Consider the following 19,996-nt stretch of genomic DNA (forward strand, 5'->3'; position numbering starts at 1 on the left):
TTTATTAATTATTTTAAACCTCTTGCTTCTAACATTGGTGCTGCTTTAGGATCTCTACCTGCAAATGTTTTATACATTTCTGCATAATCCATTGTGTTTCCTTTAGATAAAACTTGCTCACGGAATTTTTGTCCGTTTTCACGAGTTAACAAGCCATTGTCTTTAAACCAATCATACGCATCATGACTCAACATTTCTGTCCATAAATAAGAATAATAACCTGCTGCATAACCACCACTAAAAATGTGTGCAAAATAAGTAGAGCGATATCTTGGTGGAATTTCATCCAAATTTAATTTCATACTTTTTAAAGCTTCTGCTTCAAAATCAGCGACATCTTCAATAGTATCATTTGCAGAAATTGTATGCCATTTCATATCTAAACTAGAAGAACATAAATTCTCTATCATAGAATATCCTTGATTAAAGGTACCTGCATCTTTAATTTTTTGTAATAATTCTACAGGAATCACTTCTCCTGTTTTATAATGTATCGCGTAATTATTTAAAATTTCTGGATGCGTTGCCCAGTTCTCGTTAAACTGAGAAGGAAATTCTACAAAATCTCTTGCTGTACTTGTACCAGAAATAGACGTATATTGTTGATTTCCGAAGAAACCGTGTAATGCATGGCCAAACTCATGAAACATGGTTTCTACTTCATCAAAACTGATTAATGCAGGTTCTCCTTCTGCTGGTTTAGATGAATTACAAACATTATAAATTACCGGTTTTTGGTTACGTAATTTAGATTGTTTTACAAAATTACTCATCCAAGCACCACCACGTTTGCTATCTCTTGCAAAATAATCTCCAAAGAATAATCCTAATTTAGAACCGTCCTCTTCAAACAACTCATACACCACAACATCTGGGTGATAAGTAGGAATATCTGTACGTTTTTTAAATGTAATTCCGTATAACTTTGTAGCAGCGTAAAAAACTCCTTTTTCTAAAACGTTTGTCATTTCAAAATAAGGTTTTACGTCATCTTCGTTTAAGTTATATTTAGACTTACGTACTTTTTCTGCATAATGATTCCAGTCATAAGGCGCTAATTTAAAATCTTTTCCTTCTTTATTAATTTCTGCCTGAATCTCTTTTATTTCTGATGCTGCCTTTTCTAATGAGCCAGGAATTAAGTTTTCAAACATATTAAAAACCTTGTCTGGTGTTGCAGCCATGGTTCCTTGTAAACTCCAACTAGCATAGTTGTCAAAACCTAAAATCTGAGCTTTTTCTGCTCTTAACTTTGTCATTTTTAAAACAAGATCACTCGTATCGTATTCACCAGCATCTGCTCTATGAATCGATTTTTCAAACAATTCCTTTCTTACTTCTCTATTTTCTAAGGTTTGTAAAGAAGCTTGTTGCGTTGTATTTACTAACTGAATTTCATAGGCACCATCTTTTTCTAAAGACTTTATTTTTTCATCAGAAAAACCTTTTAAATCTTCTTTATTAGTAACTGTAATTCCGCCTTTTTTACTTGCATCTAATAATTTCTTTCCAAAATCATTAGACAAACTCGCTATTTCTGAATTGATTTCTTTTAATTTCTCCTTTTTTTCTTCGGATAAATTTGCGCCTGCTTTAGAAAAATTCTTAAAATACTCACCAACTAAATGTTTAGATTCCGCATCTAGATTAGCTTCAGAAAGATTCTCATAAACCGATTTTACTTTTGCAAATAATTGTGTGTTTAGTAAAATATCATCGTTGTGTTTAGAAAACTTTGGTGCTAATTCTTTTTGATTTTCTTTAATCGTATCATTGGTATGCGCGCCTGCCAATCCATAAAAAACTGCATTTACGTCATCTAATTTTTTGCTACTTTCTTCTAAAGCTAAAATAGTGTTTTCAAAAGTTGGATCATCTGTGTTCTCTGTAATTTTTACAATTGCCTCGTTTTGTAATTTCATACCTTCTAAAATAGCCGGTAAAAAATGTTTCGACTTTATTTTAGTAAAATCTGGCGTTCCATACTCTAAAGTACTTTTTATCAATAAAGGATTTTTAGAAATATCCATCGTGTTTTCTTTTTTAGTTTCCTTAGTGTTGCAAGAAATCACCAACATTAAAGAAGCTGCAATTGTTATATATTTTTTCATTTTTTTTATTTTAGTTACAAAGTTAAAAGTAGTTACAGAGTAAGAAAGTCAGACTTTTTAACATTCTTAAAACGCTTTCAAACTTAAATCTAAATTATAAACCGAATGTGTTAATGCACCAGAAGAAATAAAATCTACACCACATTCTGCATATTTTCTAATCGTTTCTTCATTAATCCCTCCAGAAGATTCTGTTAAGCAAGTATCACCAATTAGAGCTACCGCTTTTTTAGTATCTTCATAATTAAAGTTGTCTATTAAAATTCTGTAAACACCATCGTTAGACAAAATTTCTTTAATTTCTTCTAAACTTCTAGCTTCCACAATAATTTTAATATCGATATTCTTTTCTGCTAAATATTTCTTTGTTTTGGTAATGGCTGCTGTAATTCCGCCAGCAAAATCGATGTGATTGTCTTTAATCATCACCATATCATACAAGGCAAAACGGTGATTTTCTCCACCTCCAATTTTAACAGCCCATTTTTCAATAGCTCTAATTCCTGGTGTGGTTTTTCTAGTATCTAAAACTTTTGTTTTTGTTCCTTTTAATAAATTAGCAAAAAAAGCTGTCTTGGTTGCAATTGCAGACATTCTTTGCATGGCATTTAAAACCAAACGTTCTGCCATTAAAATAGATTGAGATTTCCCAGAAACATGAAAAACAATATCTCCATATTTTACATCATCACCATCGTTTATAAATGTTTCTATTTCTAAATCTTCATCAACGTAAGAAAAAACTTGTTTTGCAAATTCTACTCCGGCAATAATTCCGTCTTCTTTTACCAACAATTTTGCCTTTCCTTGTGCATCGGCAGGAATACAAGAAAGTGAAGTATGGTCTCCATCACCAATATCTTCTCGAATGGCATTTTTTATAATTAAATCTAATTCTTTTTGAAATTGTTCTTTTGATATCATAATTCATTAATTCTGATGTAAAAATAACAATGATTTTCAACTTTTGGTCTGTTCTGTCCAATTTATGTTTTAAATCTTATAAATTTGTTTTCTTTTTTTAAAGTTTGTCTGCTACACAGTAAGTATGAGTTTTAAAAAAGGAATTAATCATAAAATTTAGGTTTCGCCTAAGCCCGACCAAACAAAAAATATGAAAATTAAATTACTCGCTATAGGTAAAACAGATAATAAACAATTAATGCTGTTAATTGATGAATATCAAAATAGGTTAAAACATTATATAAAGTTTGAGTTAGAAATAATTCCTGATATTAAAAATGTAAAGAATCTAAGCGAAATTCAACAAAAAGAAAAAGAAGGAGAATTGATTTTATCTAAACTGCAGAACACCGATAATTTAGTTTTACTAGATGATAAAGGCAAACACTTTACCTCTATTGAGTTTTCTAAATATTTACAGAAAAAAATGAATGCTGGTATTAAACAATTAGTTTTAGTAATTGGCGGACCTTATGGTTTTTCTGATGCGGTTTATAAAAAGTCTGTCGGAAAAATATCTTTATCTAAAATGACATTTTCTCACCAAATGATTCGCCTTTTTATTGTAGAACAGCTGTACAGAGGTTTTACTATTTTAAAGAATGAGCCGTATCATCATGAATAAAATACTTTCTATCCTTCCTTAAAGTAAAGACTTATTCTAACATTAATGTTGCATTGATTGACCAACTCTTCTTGAGTTAATCCATTTTTTTTCGCAGTTCTAAAATGTGTTTGCCTAATTAAGGTAGCTTCATTGTGTGTATCTTTTTATTTGCCATACAATGTTCGTTTAAATTTTATTATGGAGATTCATTTTTGTAGATTTCAATCCAACTTTTACACAAAAAACCAATAATAGTAAAGGATTCAGCGTTTTATGTATTTTGAAATTTACCCTTTATTTTTTGTTATTTAAGTAAACTAAAAAATAAAGTAGCATATATAAATTGATTACATTTGTTTAAAAATCAATTTATTTTTAATGAAATTAGTATTTGCAACAAACAACCTTAACAAACTTAGTGAAGTTCAGGAAATGTTACCAGACTCAATACAATTATTGAGTTTAAAAGATATTAACTGTTTTGACGAAATAGAAGAAACAGAAACCACTTTAGAGGGAAACGCTAAATTAAAAGCAGATTATATTACCAAAAAATTTGGTTATAATTGTTTTGCAGATGATACAGGTTTAGAAGTAGAAACCTTAGAAGGAAAACCAGGTGTATATTCTGCACGTTTTGCTGGAGAGCCTTCTAATTCTGAAAACAATATGCAAAAATTATTGGTAGATTTAAAACCTGCTGAAAACAGAAAAGCACAATTTAGAACCGCAGTTGCTTTAAACTTAAATGACGAAAATTTTCTTTTCGAAGGAATTTGTAAAGGAGACATTTTAGAAAAGAAACACGGAGAAAAAGGTTTTGGATATGATCCGATTTTTAAACCAAAAGGTTTTGAAAAGTCTTTTGCAGAAATGACATCGGAAGAAAAAAACACCATTTCTCATAGAGGAATTGCAATTCAGAAATTAGTGAAATTTTTATCAAAATATAATTATTAAAATCAAACTCTAAAACATTATCTTCAAGTTAAAAGGATTTTAACTTGAAGATATAACGCAGCTTTAGAGAAGTTTAAAAATAAGTTTAGACTGCGCACAACCAGACAACCATCAATGGAAAACAAATCATACACAAAACACTTCTTTTTCTTATCAATTTCACTAGTCGTTTTGTTCTTTTTGAACATCAGTTTTGGGTCTGTTTCAATTCCGTTTAAAGATATTTTTAATAGCCTTTTTGGTGGTAATGTAACCAAGGAAAGTTGGGAGACCATTATTATCAATTTTAGAGTACCAAAAGCTATAACTGCTGTTCTAGTAGGTTCTGGCTTGTCTATTTGTGGTTTACTAATGCAAACCTTATTTCGAAATCCTTTAGCAGGTCCTTTTGTATTGGGTATTTCTTCTGGAGCAAGTTTAGGTGTTGCTATTTTAATTTTAGGTTCTTCTGTTTTTGGAGGTTTTTTTCTTGCTAGTTCAATCTCAAACTGGTCTTTGCCAATTGCTGCAAGTCTGGGTGCTTTTTTAGTTTTATCTGCTGTAATTATTGCAGCAAATAGAGTAAGAAATACCATGTCCATTTTAATCATCGGTTTGATGTTTGGCTCCTTAACATCTGCAGTTATTAGTGTTTTAGCTTATTTTAGTGAAGCTGCTCAAATTCAACAATACTTATTTTGGAGCTTTGGTAGTCTGGGTAATTTAACTTGGAATGAAATTACCGTTTTTGTTATTATTTACTGTATCGGAATATTAGGAACCATCACCGTTATAAAACCTTTAAACAGTTTTTTATTAGGTGAAAACTATGCTAAGAGTTTAGGTGTTAATGTAAAAAAAAGTAGAAATATTATTTTACTAATCACTAGTATTTTAACTGGAGTAATTACAGCCTTTTCTGGGCCAATTGCATTTGTAGGATTGGCAGTTCCGCACATTGCACGAATGTTGTTTTCTAGCTCTAATCATAAAATTTTATTACCCGCAGTAGCTATTATTGGTGCCATTGTTTTATTAATTTGCGATGCTATTGCTCAAATGCCTACAAGCGAATTTACATTACCTATAAATGCAATTACATCTTTATTTGGTGCACCAATAGTTATTTGGCTACTAATTAGAAAAAAGAAATTGTTTGTATAATTAAGTAGCAAAGTGATAAAGCTAACAAGCTAAACTCTGCAACTTTGAAACTTTGAAACTTTGAAACTTTGAAAATAAAAAATAAACATATCATCCTTAAAACTGAAGATCTATCCATAGGTTATCAGCAAAAAAAGAACTCAAAAATTATTGCTTCAAAGATCAATTTAGAAATTGAAAAAGGAAAACTAATTACAGTTTTAGGTAAAAACGGAATCGGTAAATCAACACTTTTAAGAACACTTTCTAAGGTTCAAAAACCTATTTCTGGAGAAATCTTCATTCATCAGAAAAATTTACAAAACTTCACCGAAAAAGAACTTTCTACACAATTAAGTTTGGTATTAACAGAACGTTTACCAGAAAGCCAGTTAACGGTTTACGAATTAATTGCATTAGGCAGACAGCCTTACACCAATTGGATTGATAAACTCTCTAGCAAAGACATCGAAAAAGTAGATACAGCTATTAATCAAACAGAAATAGAACACCTTAAAAACAACCGTTTTTATGAATTAAGTGATGGTCAGCTGCAAAGAGTTTTAATTGCACGAGCATTAGCGCAAGACACAGAAATTATTATTTTAGATGAGCCAACAGCGCATTTAGACATGCATCATACCATTAAGATATTTTCATTATTAAAAAAGTTAGTTGCAGATACTAATAAAACAATTATAATTTCTTCACACGAAATAAACCTATCTATTCAATTAGCAGATGAAGTAATGCTTTTAACAGAAAACACAGTACACTTCGGTACACCTACAGAATTAATAACAATCAATGCTTTTGACACACTTTTCCCTAAAGAACTTGTTAATTTTAACAAAACGTTACAACAATTTGTGATTAACAAAAGTTAAGTTTGAGCTTTATTTTATTTTCAATATAATTTTATTCAACACAATTCATGAAAAACATCCTTTATACATTTGGACTATTTTTTTTAATAGCATGTAGCTCTAGTAAAAATGCTACAAAAGAAGATTCAAACATCGATTATGCTGCTCAATATGCTGCATCAATTACAGCTGAAGATTTAAAAACTAATTTATATATTTTTGCTTCGGATGAATTTGAAGGTAGAAATACCGGAGAACCTGGACAGAAAAAAGCGATTGAATTTTTAAAAAACTTCTATGTTTCTAAAGGAATCTCTTCTGGTTTAGGAGGCGATAATTATTATCAAGAAGTACCTGCTGAATGGATTAATAAAAATACACGTCGTGGTAAATATAAAGATTCAGAAAATGTTTTAGCATTTATAAAAGGATCAGAAAAACCAGATGAAATTGTAGTTATTTCTGCTCATTTAGATCACGAAGGTGTAAAAAATGGTGAAATTTATAACGGTGCAGATGATGATGGTTCTGGTTCTGTAGCTATTTTAGAAATTGCAAAAGCTTTTAAAGAAGCAGAAAAAGCAGGAAAAGGCCCTAAAAGATCGATATTATTTTTACATGTTACCGGTGAAGAAAAAGGATTATTAGGTTCTAAATATTATACTGAAAACCCAATATTTCCATTAGCAAATACTGTTTGTAATTTAAATATTGATATGATTGGCAGAATTGATGACGCACACAAAACAGACACGAACTACATCTATTTAATTGGAGCAGATAAATTGAGCACAGAGCTTCACCAAGTTTCTGAAAACGCTAACACTAAATACACCAATATTAATTTAGATTATACTTATAATGATGAAAATGACCCAAATCGTTTTTACTATAGATCTGATCATTATAACTTTGCTAAACACAATATTCCTGTAATCTTTTATTTTAACGGAACACATGATGATTACCATAAACCTTCTGATACTCCTGATAAAATTGAATATGAATTACTAGAAAAAAGAACTCGTTTGGTTTTTCATACAGCATGGGAAGTTGCCAATAGAGCAACAAGGTTAGTTGTTGATAAAGCTGGCAAGTAATACGTTTTAGTCAATAAAAAATTAAGAAAAACCTCACAAAATTGTGAGGTTTTTAATTTTAGAACTTATTCCGTTGCTTTTTTATAATCAACTAAAAGCTTTTGCACTTTTTTATCATCATAGACAATTGGGTACAATTCTTTTAAAATAATATGATAATCGTAATCTATTTTTAAAGCAGTAATTAAGTGATCAAATCCGTATTTTTCTTTATTCAGAATAAAAAATAAGCCTGCTAATCGGTATTCTATTTCAGCAGCATCTTTGTAAAATTTTTGTGCTTTAACTAGAGTACTCATAGCATCGTTAAATTCGCCTAAAAAAGATAATACATCCGTTAAACCTATAAAAACCTCTAAGTCAGTATCATTTAAACTTAAACATTTTACATAACCAACCACCGCTTCTTCATAGAAATTAAGTCTTAAATTAATTTCAGCATATCGTCTCCAATACAAAAAATTATCCTCTTCAATTTTTAACGCCTTAGAAATATAATAAGCAGCTTTCTGATAGTTTTCATCTAAAAAATATAAATTAGCGAGTGACACCCAACCTTTATCTAACAAAGGATCTTCATGTACCGCTTTTTTATAAAATGAAATAGCTTCATCTAAATTTAATAATTTTTCATAGCACTCACCTACCCTAAGACATACAAAAGCAGTTGCATCATCTAATTCTAACGTAATTAAATAATTATCGATCGCTTCTTTATAACGCCCTAATTGCTCTAAGGTTTTTGCTTTTTCTAAATAACCTCCAATAAAAGATTCATCAATTAAAACAGCATATTCAAAAGACATTAAAGCCTTTTCAAACATTTCTAAAATAAAATATTGCCTTCCTAATTGATGCCAAGCAACCTCACAATATGGATTTCTTTCTACATAAGCATTTAAATACGTTATTGCTTCTTCATGTTTAGCTTCCATATCGAAACAATACACTACATTATACAAGGCAGAATAATCTTCAAAATCTACTTCTACACACTTTACAAACGTAGAACGTGCATTATTAAAGTCGTCTAAATACAAATATTCCATTCCTAAAAGAGACCAAACATCTACTTTATCATCTGTAAAAGTCAACGCTTTTTTTAATAATTCTATAGCTTCTTTATGGTTTCCTTGTTTAGAACTGATGGTTGCTTTTTGTATAAAAACTTCATCATTATTAGGCTCTAAACGCTCAATTATTTTTAGTAAGATGGATGCTTTATCTAACTCATCTTCAAAAACATAAATTTCTACTTGTAGTAATTTTAAATCTACAGAAGCAGGGTGTTGTTGCAACCCTAATTTTACTGCTTTTTTAGCCAAAGCATGTTTACCAGCATCTAAATAATGTACAATTATTTCTTCAAACTCAACCAGATCAAAAAAATAAACTGCGTTGGTTTTAAGCATGGATTCAAACTTTAAGAGGGACATAACTATTAGTTTTGAATTAGTATATTAAAGGTACTATAACTACGAGTTCCCATTTAATTTAGGTTATTTTTTTTTTAACAATTTAGTTAACATTAAAGTGATTTCGTTTTTAGTTGCTATAAATTTTGCACATACATTTATTTACAGTAATTTTGATTTTCAATAACTATCAAGCTAAATTGATAGCTTTCTTATGAGCAAAAAAAACTTACTTAACTCAAAGGATATTGAAATAATTTTACATCGATTGGCTTGTCAGTTAATCGAAAATCATAACGATTTTTCTAATACCGTATTAATTGGTTTGCAACCAAGGGGTAGTTTTTTGGCTAATAGATTAGCCGATTTATTAAAAAACACTTACAATGTTAAAGACTTAAAATTAGGATTATTAGATATTACCTTTTACAGAGATGATTTTAGAAGAAGAGATGCTCCTTTAGCAGCTACAGCAACTAAAATGGACTTTATAATTGAAGGTAAAAATGTAGTAATTATTGACGATGTTTTGTTTTCTGGTAGAAGCATTAGAGCTGCATTAACTGCAATGCAAGCCTACGGCAGACCAGATAATATTGAGCTATTAGTATTAATAGACAGACGTTTTAGTAGACATTTACCAATTCAGCCAAATTATAGAGGCCGTCAAGTAGATGCTATTAACCATGAAAAGGTATTGGTTACCTGGAAAGAAACGCATAAAAAAGACGCAGTTTACATAGAATCAAAATAATTATGTCAGAATTAAGTGTAGAACATTTATTAGGAATAAAGTATCTAAAAGAAACTGATATTGATCTTATTTTTAGAACTGCAGATCATTTTAAAGAGGTAATTAACAGACCTATTAAAAAAGTTCCTTCTCTTAGAGATATTACTATTGCTAACTTGTTTTTTGAAAACAGTACGCGTACAAAACTAAGTTTCGAATTGGCAGAAAAAAGACTTTCTGCAGATGTAATTAACTTTTCTGCAGGACAATCATCTGTAAAAAAAGGCGAAACTTTAATTGATACCGTAAACAATATATTGGCAATGAAAGTTGACATTGTTGTTATGCGACATGCAAGTGTTGGAGCTGGAGTTTTTCTATCTAAGCATGTAGATGCTAAAATTATTAATGCTGGAGATGGAACGCATGAACACCCGACTCAGGCTCTATTAGATTCTTATTCTATTAGAGAAAAATTGGGTAGTGTAAAAGGCAAAAAAATTGTTATTGTAGGAGATATCTTACACTCTAGAGTTGCATTATCTAATATTTTTGCACTGCAATTACAAGGTGCTAAAGTAAAGGTTTGTGGTCCTACAACTCTTATTCCTAAATACATTTCTAGTTTGGGTGTAGAAGTAGAAACTAATCTAAAAAAAGCTTTAGAATGGTGTGATGTTGCCAATGTTTTACGTGTTCAAAATGAAAGAATGGATCTTAAGTACTTTCCTTCTACTAGAGAATATACGCAACTTTTTGGGATTAATCAAGAGATTTTAGATAGTCTCGACAAGAAAATTGTAATCATGCATCCAGGACCTATAAATCGTGGTGTAGAAATTACAAGTGAGGTTGCCGACTCTAATCAATCTATTATTCTAAACCAAGTAGAAAACGGAGTTGCCGTAAGAATGGCAGTTATTTATTTATTAGCACAACAAGTTAAGCGATAAATTTCTTATATTTGGGAAAGATGAGTACAGCTGAATTAAAAAATAAAATTCAATATTTTTTAGAAAACGCAGATGACAAAGTATTAAAAATTGTTAACGGCGTTTTTGAAAATTATTATCAAGATGAAATCGTTGCATTTTATCCTGACGGAAAACCAATGACCAAAAATAATTATATTACGGATATTGAAACAGCAAATAACCAAGTAAAAGAGGGAGATTATATTTCTGTTGAGGAACTTGAAAATGAATGATAAGATTACTAAAGTTGTTGGGACAAGAAAAGCTCAAGAATCTTTACTCTTAATCTTAGAATATAGGTATACTAAATCGCCATCAGCAAGAAAAATTGTAAGAAAAGATATTATTAGGGCTTCAAAAGAAATTCAGTTTGCTGAACAATTTCAAAAAGATGACATTTTATCAGAATACCGAAGAATAATTGTTAGAGATTATAAACTAATCTATTCTTATGAAAAAGAAATAGTTTACATCTTAAATGTTATTTGTACAAAAGCGAATTAAAATAATGAAAATATTAAAAAAAGATACATATACACTTATTTCAAGTGATGAAAAGTCATTCTCTGAATTCTACAATTCTTTCTTAATTGAAGAAGAAAAAAGATCTAAAGAGCATATTATTATACAAATTTCAGACAACATTAACGCTTCAATAAAAGATTTTTTACTATTTTTGAGAATAGCAGCTCAAAAAAAGGAAAATGGCACATCATTTGTATTAGTAAATTCTAGTATTAATATAGACGATTTTCCAGAAAACTTTAACATTACTCCTACTGTACAAGAAGCAATAGATGTAATAGAAATGGAAGCTATGGAAAGAGAACTAGGATTTTAAACAAGAAGCAAATGGTAAAAAAACTACTTTTTATTTTATTTTTATGTTACACTTCAATTGGTTTTTCTCAAGAAAACTCTATTGATGGTTTATCTGCTGCTCCAAATCCATTTACCAATTCTACCAAAATTAGTTTTTCTTCAGACGCTAACAAGACTATCTATTTTACGGTTAAAAATGTTCTAGGAAAAACAGTATTTAGAAAAAGTATTCAGATTAAATCTGGTAAAAATAACATTCCTTTTTATAAAGATAATTTAGCTACAGGTATGTACATTTATAGTATTCAAGACAATAAAAGAACCATCTCTAAACGATTTGTGATTAGATGAGTATAGCACTAACTATTTTAGGATGCCATTCTGCAACTCCTAGAAAAAACGCTTTTCCTACTTCTCAATATTTAGAAATTAACAACAGTCATTTTTTGATTGATTGTGGTGAAGGTACGCAGCGTCAAATGAGAAAATATAAAGTAGGTTTCTCTAAAATCAATCATATTTTTATTACGCATTTACATGGCGATCATTTTTATGGTTTGGTTGGCTTATTAGCTACTTTCGGTATTTTAAACAGAGAGAAAGAACTCCATATTTATGGACCAAAAGGTATTAAAGAAGTTACTTTATTACAATTGAGAGTTTCTCAATCTCACGCAAAATATAAAATGATTTTTCATGAATTAACCTCAAAAGAAAGTGAGCTTATTTTTGAAGATGATAAAGTTTCTGTAACTACAATTCCTTTAAACCACAGAGTTTATACAAATGGTTATTTGTTTACAGAAAAGCAAAAACCAAGAAAATTAAACATGTTAAATATTAGCGGATATCCAGATATTGATAAAGCTGATTATTTAAATATAAAAGCAGGTAAAGATGTTGTTTTACCTTCTGGAGAAGTTGTTTCTAATTTAGAATTAACAATTCCGGCAGACAAACCTTTAAGTTTTGCCTTTTGTAGCGATACTTGCTATAAACCAGACATTGTGCCAATTATAAAAGATGTAGATCTATTATACCACGAAGCTACTTTTTTAGCAGATAGAGAAGATTTGGCAAAAAAGACAAAACACGCAACAACAAAACAGGCTGCTGAAATTGCAAAACAAGCCAACGCTAAACAATTAATAATAGGGCATTATTCTGGTAGATATAAAGATATTAACGTTTTTAAAGCGGAAGCACAAGAAATATTTAAAAACACTAACTTAGCAGAACCAGGAAAAGTATTTAAAGTATAATTAATAAGTAAATTGAATTGGTTTTTCTAAATTTATTAGAAAATAAAATATTTTGAAAAGGGAAGTTTAACTTTACCAATTCAATTTACTTTTTTAATATTGATTCATGCTTAACATTACTAATGTACAAGCAACTTCTATTTCTATAGAATTCTCTTCTAAAAGTTTTACAAATTCTCCATTTTCAGACCCAGGATTAAAAATTACCCTTCTAGGTTTTAATCCAATTATATAGTTATAGTATTCCTCTTGATTTTTTGGATTTAGATACAAAGTAACCGTATCAATATTTTCAAACTGTTTTTTTTCGGTTTCAATGACAACACCTAAAACGGTTCCTTTTCTTATGCCTAAAGCAGCAACTGGTATTTTTTTATCTACGAGTCTTTTTATAGCAATATTAGAATATTTGTTAGGATTTGTTGATGCGCCAAGAACTAATGTTACATTTTTCATTCTGTTAATTTACGTTAAACAAATTTAATATCATAACAAATATAAACCAATCGATTAATAAAAGCTAGTAATATTAGAAATCCAATATACCTATTTAATTTCATTTTTTTAAAAATACAAAAACAGTAAATGAAATCTTAATTAAAAAGAAATATAAAATAACTAGAGTTCTCATTACTTATAATGAGGTTTTTATTTCACCTTAAAAAATACTTTCATATCAAAATAAAAAGAGAAAGTTTCACTTTAATTAAGTAATCATTTTTAGCATCTTTGTAACATGTATCAATCTATAACAAATCATATCAATAATCATATTACTCCAACAACTATTGATTTGCAATTGTTTAATGCCATTTTAACGGAAACCTCTATACCTAAAGGTCAGTTTTTACTATTACCAGGCGCCATTGTAAAACACGAATACTTTGTAATAAAGGGCTGTTTAAAAGCTTATTATATGGATGATAAGGGGAATAGACATATCATACAATTTGCTATAGAAAATTGGTGGGTAGGAGATTTTGATGCATTTTACAATCAAACACCTTCCATATTACATATAGAAGCTATAGAAGACTCTAAATTATTATCTATAAGCTATGACAATCTTCAAAAAATTTATGATGAAGCGCCTATTTTTGAACGTTACTTTAGAATTTTAACCACAAAGGCATTCATCGCGCAGCGAAAAAGAATTTTATCTACATTAGAAAAAAACACCCAAGAACGTTATCTAGAATTTTGCTCTTCTTACCCAAATATAGAAGATAGAGTACCTAATTACGACATTGCAAATTATTTAGGTGTTTCTCCAGAAAACTTAAGCCGTGTAAGGCGACAACTGAAAGGTTAAATCTTTCTTAATTGATCTAAGTCAATAATATTAGCTTTCTATTCCTGTAATTTTGTGTAGATTTAACAATATAAAAGTCAACATTAAATGAGCAAGCAACAATTATTAACTCCATATAATAAAAATATTAATTTAAAAAACAGGGTCGTAATGGCTCCCATGACACGTAGTAGAGCAAATAACGAAGGTAATGTGCCAACTAACGAATTACATGGCTTGTATTACGAACAACGCGCATCTGCAGGTTTAATTATAACAGAAGGCGCACAAGTATCTAAAGATGCAGTTGGTTATATTCATACTGCAGGAATATATTCTGATGAACAGGTTGAAGGTTGGAAAAAAGTAACCAAACGTGTACATGACAAAGGAGGAAAAATCTTTATTCAATTATGGCATGTTGGTAGAATATCACATCCAGATTTTCATCATGGAGAATTACCACTTTCAGCATCAGCCATAAACCCAAATGCACAATCTTTTACACCAGAAGGTTTTAAAGATACGGTTACTCCAAAAGAAATGACGCTTGAAGATATTAAAACTACGGTTAACGACTTTAAAAATGCAGCTGCAAATGCAGTAAAAGCAGGTTTTGATGGCATAGAAATTCACTCTTCTAACGGTTATTTATTTCATCAATTTTTTACGAGCTGTTCTAATACAAGAACAGATAATTATGGTGGAAGCATTGAAAACAAAACGCGTTTCTTTTTTGAAGTTTTAGATGCAATGAAAGAAGTAATTCCTCAAGAAAAAATAGGTGTACGTTTCAATCCTTCTCTAAACGGTTTGTTTGGCATCAATTTAGACGAAGAAACCATACCAACATTTGAGTATATTATTAAAAAACTAAACGACTACAATTTAGCATACGTTCATCTTTCAGAACCTTTTACAGATGTTTCTGATGTTCCTTTTGCAGTAACAGAAATTGCAAAACATTTCCGTCCGTTATATAATGGAACTCTAATGATTAACACTTCGTTTGATAAAGAAAAAGGAAATAAAGTACTTGAAGATGGAGATGCAGATTTAGTTGCTTATGGTAAACCTTTTATTTCTAACCCAGATTTAGTAGAACGTTTTGAAAACAACTTAGAATTAGCTGAGTGGGATCAAGATACTTTTTATACTCAAGGCGCTAAAGGTTATACAGATTACCCAAAAGCTAGTAAATAATTAGTTTTTAAATAGTGTTTTGTAAGTGTATGGCAGTCTTAGTCTAATAAAGACCATTAGGCTGCACTTCGACAAGCTCTGTGTGACAATTAGAGTTTGAATTGGGTTTCCATTTTAACTGGACAATATTTTAATTTAAAATCAACTTTTTAACCAATCATTCTAAAAAAACAATTTAGAAAACGAATGTCAGTCTGAGCCTGTCGAAGACCATTTTGCTGCACTTCGACAAGCTCTGTGTGACATTTAGAATTTTAATTGGGTTTACGTTTTAACTTGACTAAATCTTAGTTTAAAATCACCTTTTTCGACAATCATTCTAAAAGAACAATTTAGAAAACGAATGTCAGTCTGAGCCTGTCGAAGACTATTTAACAACACTTCGACAAGCTCAGTGTGACATTTAGAATTTTAATTGGATTTACGTTTTAACTTAACTATATTTTAGAATCCTTGTTTTCTGAATAGTTTTTAGAAAACTTTACTAAATCACTCCAATTTTCATCAATCAAAGCTTTCTTTTTTCTATGAGACCAACCTTTAATTTTCTTTTCATATTGAATTGCATCTCTCGAATCTGAACACTCTAAATACCATTTTAATTCAATTGGTAGCCTAGAAAAAGTATAGGAGTCTTTACTTTTCCCTGACTTATGTTCAAACAATCTTCTTTCTAAGTTGTTTGTCATTCCTGTGTAATAAGAATTATCAGAACATAGTAAAATGTAGACATAATAAATTCTCATAATTTAGTTTTTAGGTATTACACTTCGACAAGCTCAGTGTGACATTTAGAGTTTGAATTAGTTTTATGTTTTAACTTGACTATATTTTAGTTTAAAATCACATTTTTAACCAATCATTCTAAAAGAACAATTTAACAAACAAATGTCAGTCTGAGTCTATGGAAACCATTAGACTGCACTTCGACAAGCTCTGTGTGACATTTAGAGTTTAATTGGGTTTACGTTTTAACTTGACTAAATCTTAGTTTAAAATCACCTTTTTCGCCAATCTAAAAGAACAATTTATAAAACAAATGTCAGTCTGAGCCTGTCGAAGACCATTTAACAACACTTCGACAAGCTCAGTGTGACATTTTGAGTTTTAATTGGGTTTCCAAATTTAACTTGACAATATCTTAGTTTAAAATCAGACTTTTAACCTATCATTCTAAAATAACAATTTAGAAAACGAATGTCAGTCTGAGCTTGTCGAAGACCTTTTAACTTACACTTCGACAAGCTCTGTGTGACATTTAGAATTTAAATTGAGTTTTCATATTTAAATTAAAAACATTTCAGTTTAAAATTAAATTTTTAACCAATCATTCCAAAAGAACAATTTAACAAACGAATGTCAACCCTTTCCTTTTACCATCTAATAATTACACTTCCCCAAGTAAATCCACTTCCAAAGGCAGCTAAAACAACTAAATCGTTGTCTTTTATTTTACCTTCTTCCCAAGCTTCGGTTAAAGCAATAATTACAGAAGCAGCAGTTGTGTTTCCGTATTTTTGAATATTATTAAAAACTCTGTCATCAGATAATTTAAACTTCTTTTGTATAAACTGTGCGATACGTAAATTAGCTTGATGCGGAATTAACATATCAATGTCTTCTTTCTCTAATTTGTTTGTTGCTAAACCTTCTACAATTGCTTCAGAAAAACGTGTTATGGCGTGTTTAAAAACAAACTGACCATTCATATACGGGAAATAAGAAACATCATCCGGATCATTTCTTTCTATAATTCCTGGAACCCATTTTCCAGTAGACGGTCCTTCTAAAACCAATTCTTTTGCATGTTTACCTTCCGAATGTAAATGAGAAGATAAAATTCCTTTTCCTGCTTCTTCACTTCTAGAAAGTACAGCGGCTCCTGCTCCATCACCAAAAATCACTGAAATATTTCTCCCTCTTGTAGATTTGTCTAATCCTCCAGAATGATTTTCAGCGCCAATTACCAAAACATTTTTATACATTCCTGTTTTAATAAATTGATCTGCAACAGACATTGCATAAATAAATCCTGAACATTGGTTACGTACATCTAAGGCCGGAATTGTTCCCATATCTAACATTTCTTGCACTTGAACTCCACCTCCAGGAAAATACATATCCGGACTTAAAGTTGCAAACACAATAAAATCGATATCATCTTTTGTTAACCCAGCTCTTTCAATTGCAATTCTAGATGCTTTTGCACCCATAACTGCCGTTGTGTCTTCTGTTTTTGGGTCTATCCAACGTCTTTCCTTAATTCCTGTTCGTTCTTGAATCCATTCATCTGAAGTTTCCATGAACTCTTTTAAGTCGTTATTGGTAACAACATTCTCTGGAACATAATACCCAAGTCCCGTTATTTTTGAATTATACATAATTATATATTGTTTTTTTGATTTTTTGCAAACTCTTAATACGTAAAAGTACTAATTTATAAAAATAAACGAAAGAGTTGACATTAAAATAATATTTATGTCATCTTGTCATAAAATTCTCTTTGGTATTTTTTTTGAATAACCTTTATCAGAATAAATAAATTAATAAAATAAACATAAAATGGCAAAAGGAAATATTAATGTATCAGTAGAAAATATTTTTCCACTAATTAAAAAATTCTTGTACTCAGATCATGAAATCTTTTTACGTGAATTAATTTCTAACGGAACAGATGCAACTTCTAAACTAAAGCATTTAATTGCTATTGGTGAAGCTAAAACTGAATTAGGTGATGCTAAAATTGAAATCAGCATAGACAAAGATGCTAAGACAATTACTATTAAAGATCAAGGTTTAGGAATGACTGCAGATGAAGTTGAAAAATACATCAACCAAATTGCATTTTCTGGAGCTGAAGAGTTTTTAGATAAATATAAAGACAACGAAGCAGGAATTATTGGTCATTTCGGACTAGGATTTTACTCTGCTTTTATGGTTGCAGAAAAAGTAGAATTAATTACAAAGTCTTTTAAAGATGAGCCTGCTGCACATTGGACTTGTGATGGTTCTCCAGAATTTACATTAGTAGAAAGCGATAAAGCAGACAGAGGTACAGAAATTATTTTGCACGTTGCAGAAGATTCTTTAGACTTCTTAGAAGAAAGTAAAATTGGTGGTTTATTAAACAAATACAACCGTTTTAACCAAGTGCCAATTAAATTTGGAACAGAAGAAATTAACGATCCTGAGTTTACACCTGCAACTACAACAGATGCTGAAGGGAAAGAAACTACAGAGCCTCATAAAAAAATTACAGTTGATAATATCATCAATAATACTGAACCTGCTTGGACAAAAGCGCCTGCAGATTTAAGTGATGAAGATTATGAAAACTTCTACAGAGAATTGTATCCAATGCAATTCGAGGAGTCTTTATTCCACATTCATTTAAATGTTGATTACCCTTTTAACTTAACAGGTATTTTATTTTTCCCTAAGTTATCTACGTCAATGGATATGCAAAAGGACAAAATTCAATTATACCAAAACCAAGTTTTTGTTACAGATAATGTAGAAGGAATTGTTCCTGATTTCTTACAAATGCTAAAAGGTGTAATCGATTCTCCAGACATTCCTTTAAACGTTTCTCGTTCTGGTTTACAGGCAGACGGAGCTGTAAAGAAAATTTCTGGTTACATTACTAAAAAAGTAGCCGATAAATTATCTTCTATATTCAAAAAAGACAGAGCTGATTTTGAAACAAAATGGAATGATATTAAAGTAATTATTGAGTACGGAATGTTGTCTGAAGATAAATTCTTTGACAAAGCGAAGAAATTTGCATTGTACCCAACAGTTGCAGACACGTATTTTACATTTGATGAATTAATTGAAAAAACAAAAGATTCTCAGACTGATAAAGAAGGAAATCACGTACTTTTATATACATCAAATAAAGAAGCACAACACAGTTATATTCAAGATGCAACTGCTAAAGGATATGAAGTATTGTTATTAGACTCTCCTATTATTTCGCATTTAATGCAGAAATTAGAAGGTGGTGATGCTAAAGTGAAATTCTCTAGAGTAGATGCTGATCACGTAGATAATTTAATTAAGAAAGACGATAACGTAATTTCTAAATTATCTGAAGATGAAATTGCAACTTTAAAACCAATTATTGAAGGTGCAGTAAATTCTAAAACATATACGGTTCAATTAGAAGCGATGGATTCTGCTTCTTCTCCGTTTATGATTACAGTGCCAGAATTTATGCGTAGAATGAAAGAAATGCAAGCTTCTGGTGGTGGTGGAATGATGGGAATGGGTAATTTCCCTGACATGTATAACTTAGTGGTAAATACAAACAGCCCATTAGTTGCTGATATTTTAAATAATAAAGATGAAGCGGCTCAGAAAGGTTTAATTTCTCAAGCTTTTGATTTAGCTAAATTATCTCAAAACCTTTTACATGGTGAAGAGTTAACAAACTTTATTAAACGTTCTTACGCGTTAATCAAGTAGTGGCGAATCGTCGCATATAAATTATAAAACCTCTCTGTGTATTCAGAGAGGTTTTTTATTTGTCCCTTTTTTATCAGAAAATATAAAGCAAAAACCTCTC

General features: G+C 30.1%; 21 protein-coding genes. 15 read left to right on the plus strand and 6 right to left on the minus strand.

Translation table 11 applies throughout. The annotated features are described in order from the left end of the window. Positions 1-8: 8 nt before the first annotated feature. Together GQS57_RS13985 and nadC are read right to left on the minus strand one after the other, a co-directional pair. Positions 9-2,111 carry a M3 family metallopeptidase gene (locus tag GQS57_RS13985; RefSeq protein ID WP_165733476.1) on the minus strand — a complete coding sequence of 701 codons (2,103 nt, stop codon included), beginning with the start codon at positions 2,109-2,111 and terminating at the stop codon, positions 9-11. Between the two features lie 66 nt (positions 2,112-2,177). Beyond that, positions 2,178-3,035 (minus strand): carboxylating nicotinate-nucleotide diphosphorylase, encoded by an 858-nt coding sequence (gene nadC, locus GQS57_RS13990; RefSeq protein WP_165733477.1) that lies wholly within the window; start codon positions 3,033-3,035, stop codon positions 2,178-2,180. A gap of 190 nt (positions 3,036-3,225) precedes the next feature. Between nadC and rlmH the strand changes: the two genes are divergently transcribed. The 5 genes from rlmH (at position 3,226) to GQS57_RS14015 (ending at position 7,729) form a co-directional block, all read left to right on the plus strand. Continuing rightward, entirely contained in the window at positions 3,226-3,699 is a 474-nt protein-coding gene (rlmH, locus tag GQS57_RS13995; protein WP_165733478.1) for a 23S rRNA (pseudouridine(1915)-N(3))-methyltransferase RlmH, read from the plus strand. 360 nt (positions 3,700-4,059) lie between these two features. Further along, entirely contained in the window at positions 4,060-4,641 is a 582-nt protein-coding gene (locus GQS57_RS14000; protein ID WP_165733479.1) for a non-canonical purine NTP diphosphatase, read from the plus strand. Between the two features lie 114 nt (positions 4,642-4,755). Next, positions 4,756-5,784 (plus strand): iron ABC transporter permease, encoded by a 1,029-nt coding sequence (locus GQS57_RS14005; RefSeq protein WP_165733480.1) that lies wholly within the window; start codon positions 4,756-4,758, stop codon positions 5,782-5,784. A 68-nt stretch (positions 5,785-5,852) separates the two neighbouring features. Further along, entirely contained in the window at positions 5,853-6,650 is a 798-nt protein-coding gene (locus tag GQS57_RS14010) for an ABC transporter ATP-binding protein (protein ID WP_165733481.1), read from the plus strand. Between the two features lie 47 nt (positions 6,651-6,697). Continuing rightward, positions 6,698-7,729, plus strand: coding sequence for a M28 family metallopeptidase (locus GQS57_RS14015; protein WP_165733482.1), 1,032 nt, complete (start codon positions 6,698-6,700; stop codon positions 7,727-7,729). A 65-nt stretch (positions 7,730-7,794) separates the two neighbouring features. Here GQS57_RS14015 and GQS57_RS14020 read toward each other — a convergent pair whose 3' ends face one another. Then, positions 7,795-9,141 (minus strand): tetratricopeptide repeat protein, encoded by a 1,347-nt coding sequence (locus tag GQS57_RS14020; protein WP_240915487.1) that lies wholly within the window; start codon positions 9,139-9,141, stop codon positions 7,795-7,797. Between the two features lie 217 nt (positions 9,142-9,358). Between GQS57_RS14020 and pyrR the strand changes: the two genes are divergently transcribed. The 7 genes from pyrR to GQS57_RS14055 are packed head-to-tail and all read left to right on the plus strand — an operon-like array spanning position 9,359 to position 12,935. Then, the gene (pyrR, locus tag GQS57_RS14025; RefSeq protein ID WP_165733484.1) at positions 9,359-9,898 is read left to right on the plus strand and encodes a bifunctional pyr operon transcriptional regulator/uracil phosphoribosyltransferase PyrR; all 540 of its coding nucleotides are present in this window, start codon (positions 9,359-9,361) and stop codon (positions 9,896-9,898) included. A 2-nt stretch (positions 9,899-9,900) separates the two neighbouring features. Next, entirely contained in the window at positions 9,901-10,830 is a 930-nt protein-coding gene (locus GQS57_RS14030; protein WP_165733485.1) for an aspartate carbamoyltransferase catalytic subunit, read from the plus strand. Between the two features lie 20 nt (positions 10,831-10,850). Further along, a complete protein-coding gene (locus tag GQS57_RS14035; RefSeq protein ID WP_165733486.1) occupies positions 10,851-11,084 on the plus strand; it encodes a hypothetical protein in 234 nt (77 codons plus the stop codon). Next, complete coding sequence (locus tag GQS57_RS14040) at positions 11,077-11,355, plus strand: type II toxin-antitoxin system RelE/ParE family toxin (RefSeq protein WP_165733487.1); 279 nt, start codon at positions 11,077-11,079, stop codon at positions 11,353-11,355. Before GQS57_RS14035 ends, GQS57_RS14040 begins: the two co-directional genes overlap by 8 nt. A 4-nt stretch (positions 11,356-11,359) precedes the next feature. Further along, the gene (locus GQS57_RS14045) at positions 11,360-11,692 is read left to right on the plus strand and encodes a hypothetical protein (protein ID WP_165733488.1); all 333 of its coding nucleotides are present in this window, start codon (positions 11,360-11,362) and stop codon (positions 11,690-11,692) included. An 11-nt stretch (positions 11,693-11,703) separates the two neighbouring features. Continuing rightward, positions 11,704-12,024, plus strand: coding sequence for a T9SS type A sorting domain-containing protein (locus GQS57_RS14050; protein WP_165733489.1), 321 nt, complete (start codon positions 11,704-11,706; stop codon positions 12,022-12,024). Continuing rightward, a complete protein-coding gene (locus GQS57_RS14055; protein WP_165733490.1) occupies positions 12,021-12,935 on the plus strand; it encodes a ribonuclease Z in 915 nt (304 codons plus the stop codon). Before GQS57_RS14050 ends, GQS57_RS14055 begins: the two co-directional genes overlap by 4 nt. Positions 12,936-13,028: 93 nt before the next feature. On the opposite strand, the gene GQS57_RS14060 is transcribed toward GQS57_RS14055, so the two are convergent. Beyond that, complete coding sequence (locus tag GQS57_RS14060; RefSeq protein WP_165733491.1) at positions 13,029-13,391, minus strand: CoA-binding protein; 363 nt, start codon at positions 13,389-13,391, stop codon at positions 13,029-13,031. A gap of 280 nt (positions 13,392-13,671) precedes the next feature. On the opposite strand from GQS57_RS14060, the gene GQS57_RS14065 reads away from it, so the two are divergent. Both GQS57_RS14065 and GQS57_RS14070 read left to right on the plus strand, forming a co-directional pair. After that, entirely contained in the window at positions 13,672-14,247 is a 576-nt protein-coding gene (locus GQS57_RS14065; protein WP_165733492.1) for a Crp/Fnr family transcriptional regulator, read from the plus strand. Between the two features lie 87 nt (positions 14,248-14,334). Next, complete coding sequence (locus GQS57_RS14070) at positions 14,335-15,429, plus strand: alkene reductase (RefSeq protein WP_165733493.1); 1,095 nt, start codon at positions 14,335-14,337, stop codon at positions 15,427-15,429. A 437-nt stretch (positions 15,430-15,866) separates the two neighbouring features. Here the strand turns inward: GQS57_RS14070 and GQS57_RS14075 are convergent, their stop codons facing one another. Together GQS57_RS14075 and GQS57_RS14080 are read right to left on the minus strand one after the other, a co-directional pair. Continuing rightward, the gene (locus tag GQS57_RS14075) at positions 15,867-16,175 is read right to left on the minus strand and encodes a GIY-YIG nuclease family protein (protein WP_165733494.1); all 309 of its coding nucleotides are present in this window, start codon (positions 16,173-16,175) and stop codon (positions 15,867-15,869) included. Positions 16,176-16,802: 627 nt separating this feature from the next. Beyond that, positions 16,803-17,810 (minus strand): 3-oxoacyl-ACP synthase III family protein, encoded by a 1,008-nt coding sequence (locus GQS57_RS14080; RefSeq protein ID WP_165733495.1) that lies wholly within the window; start codon positions 17,808-17,810, stop codon positions 16,803-16,805. Positions 17,811-17,991: 181 nt separating this feature from the next. Between GQS57_RS14080 and htpG the strand changes: the two genes are divergently transcribed. Next, entirely contained in the window at positions 17,992-19,896 is a 1,905-nt protein-coding gene (gene htpG / locus GQS57_RS14085; protein ID WP_165733496.1) for a molecular chaperone HtpG, read from the plus strand. Positions 19,897-19,996: the final 100 nt, after the last annotated feature.

This window comes from Polaribacter sp. 20A6 (assembly GCF_011378915.1).
Classification (GTDB): Bacteria; Bacteroidota; Bacteroidia; order Flavobacteriales; family Flavobacteriaceae; genus Polaribacter; species Polaribacter sejongensis.

What these genes read in the sequence shown, in the direction of transcription:
- GQS57_RS13985 (WP_165733476.1), bottom strand. Translation starts at nt 2,111, where the DNA reads ATGAAAAAATATATAACAATTGCAGCTTCTTTAATGTTGGTGATTTCT.
- nadC (WP_165733477.1), bottom strand. Translation starts at nt 3,035, where the DNA reads ATGATATCAAAAGAACAATTTCAAAAAGAATTAGATTTAATTATAAAA.
- rlmH (WP_165733478.1), top strand. Translation starts at nt 3,226, where the DNA reads ATGAAAATTAAATTACTCGCTATAGGTAAAACAGATAATAAACAATTA.
- GQS57_RS14000 (WP_165733479.1), top strand. Translation starts at nt 4,060, where the DNA reads ATGAAATTAGTATTTGCAACAAACAACCTTAACAAACTTAGTGAAGTT.
- GQS57_RS14005 (WP_165733480.1), top strand. Translation starts at nt 4,756, where the DNA reads ATGGAAAACAAATCATACACAAAACACTTCTTTTTCTTATCAATTTCA.
- GQS57_RS14015 (WP_165733482.1), top strand. Translation starts at nt 6,698, where the DNA reads ATGAAAAACATCCTTTATACATTTGGACTATTTTTTTTAATAGCATGT.
- GQS57_RS14020 (WP_240915487.1), bottom strand. Translation starts at nt 9,141, where the DNA reads ATGCTTAAAACCAACGCAGTTTATTTTTTTGATCTGGTTGAGTTTGAA.
- pyrR (WP_165733484.1), top strand. Translation starts at nt 9,359, where the DNA reads ATGAGCAAAAAAAACTTACTTAACTCAAAGGATATTGAAATAATTTTA.
- GQS57_RS14030 (WP_165733485.1), top strand. Translation starts at nt 9,901, where the DNA reads ATGTCAGAATTAAGTGTAGAACATTTATTAGGAATAAAGTATCTAAAA.
- GQS57_RS14035 (WP_165733486.1), top strand. Translation starts at nt 10,851, where the DNA reads ATGAGTACAGCTGAATTAAAAAATAAAATTCAATATTTTTTAGAAAAC.
- GQS57_RS14040 (WP_165733487.1), top strand. Translation starts at nt 11,077, where the DNA reads ATGAATGATAAGATTACTAAAGTTGTTGGGACAAGAAAAGCTCAAGAA.
- GQS57_RS14045 (WP_165733488.1), top strand. Translation starts at nt 11,360, where the DNA reads ATGAAAATATTAAAAAAAGATACATATACACTTATTTCAAGTGATGAA.
- GQS57_RS14050 (WP_165733489.1), top strand. Translation starts at nt 11,704, where the DNA reads ATGGTAAAAAAACTACTTTTTATTTTATTTTTATGTTACACTTCAATT.
- GQS57_RS14055 (WP_165733490.1), top strand. Translation starts at nt 12,021, where the DNA reads ATGAGTATAGCACTAACTATTTTAGGATGCCATTCTGCAACTCCTAGA.
- GQS57_RS14060 (WP_165733491.1), bottom strand. Translation starts at nt 13,391, where the DNA reads ATGAAAAATGTAACATTAGTTCTTGGCGCATCAACAAATCCTAACAAA.
- GQS57_RS14065 (WP_165733492.1), top strand. Translation starts at nt 13,672, where the DNA reads ATGTATCAATCTATAACAAATCATATCAATAATCATATTACTCCAACA.
- GQS57_RS14070 (WP_165733493.1), top strand. Translation starts at nt 14,335, where the DNA reads ATGAGCAAGCAACAATTATTAACTCCATATAATAAAAATATTAATTTA.
- GQS57_RS14075 (WP_165733494.1), bottom strand. Translation starts at nt 16,175, where the DNA reads ATGAGAATTTATTATGTCTACATTTTACTATGTTCTGATAATTCTTAT.
- GQS57_RS14080 (WP_165733495.1), bottom strand. Translation starts at nt 17,810, where the DNA reads ATGTATAATTCAAAAATAACGGGACTTGGGTATTATGTTCCAGAGAAT.
- htpG (WP_165733496.1), top strand. Translation starts at nt 17,992, where the DNA reads ATGGCAAAAGGAAATATTAATGTATCAGTAGAAAATATTTTTCCACTA.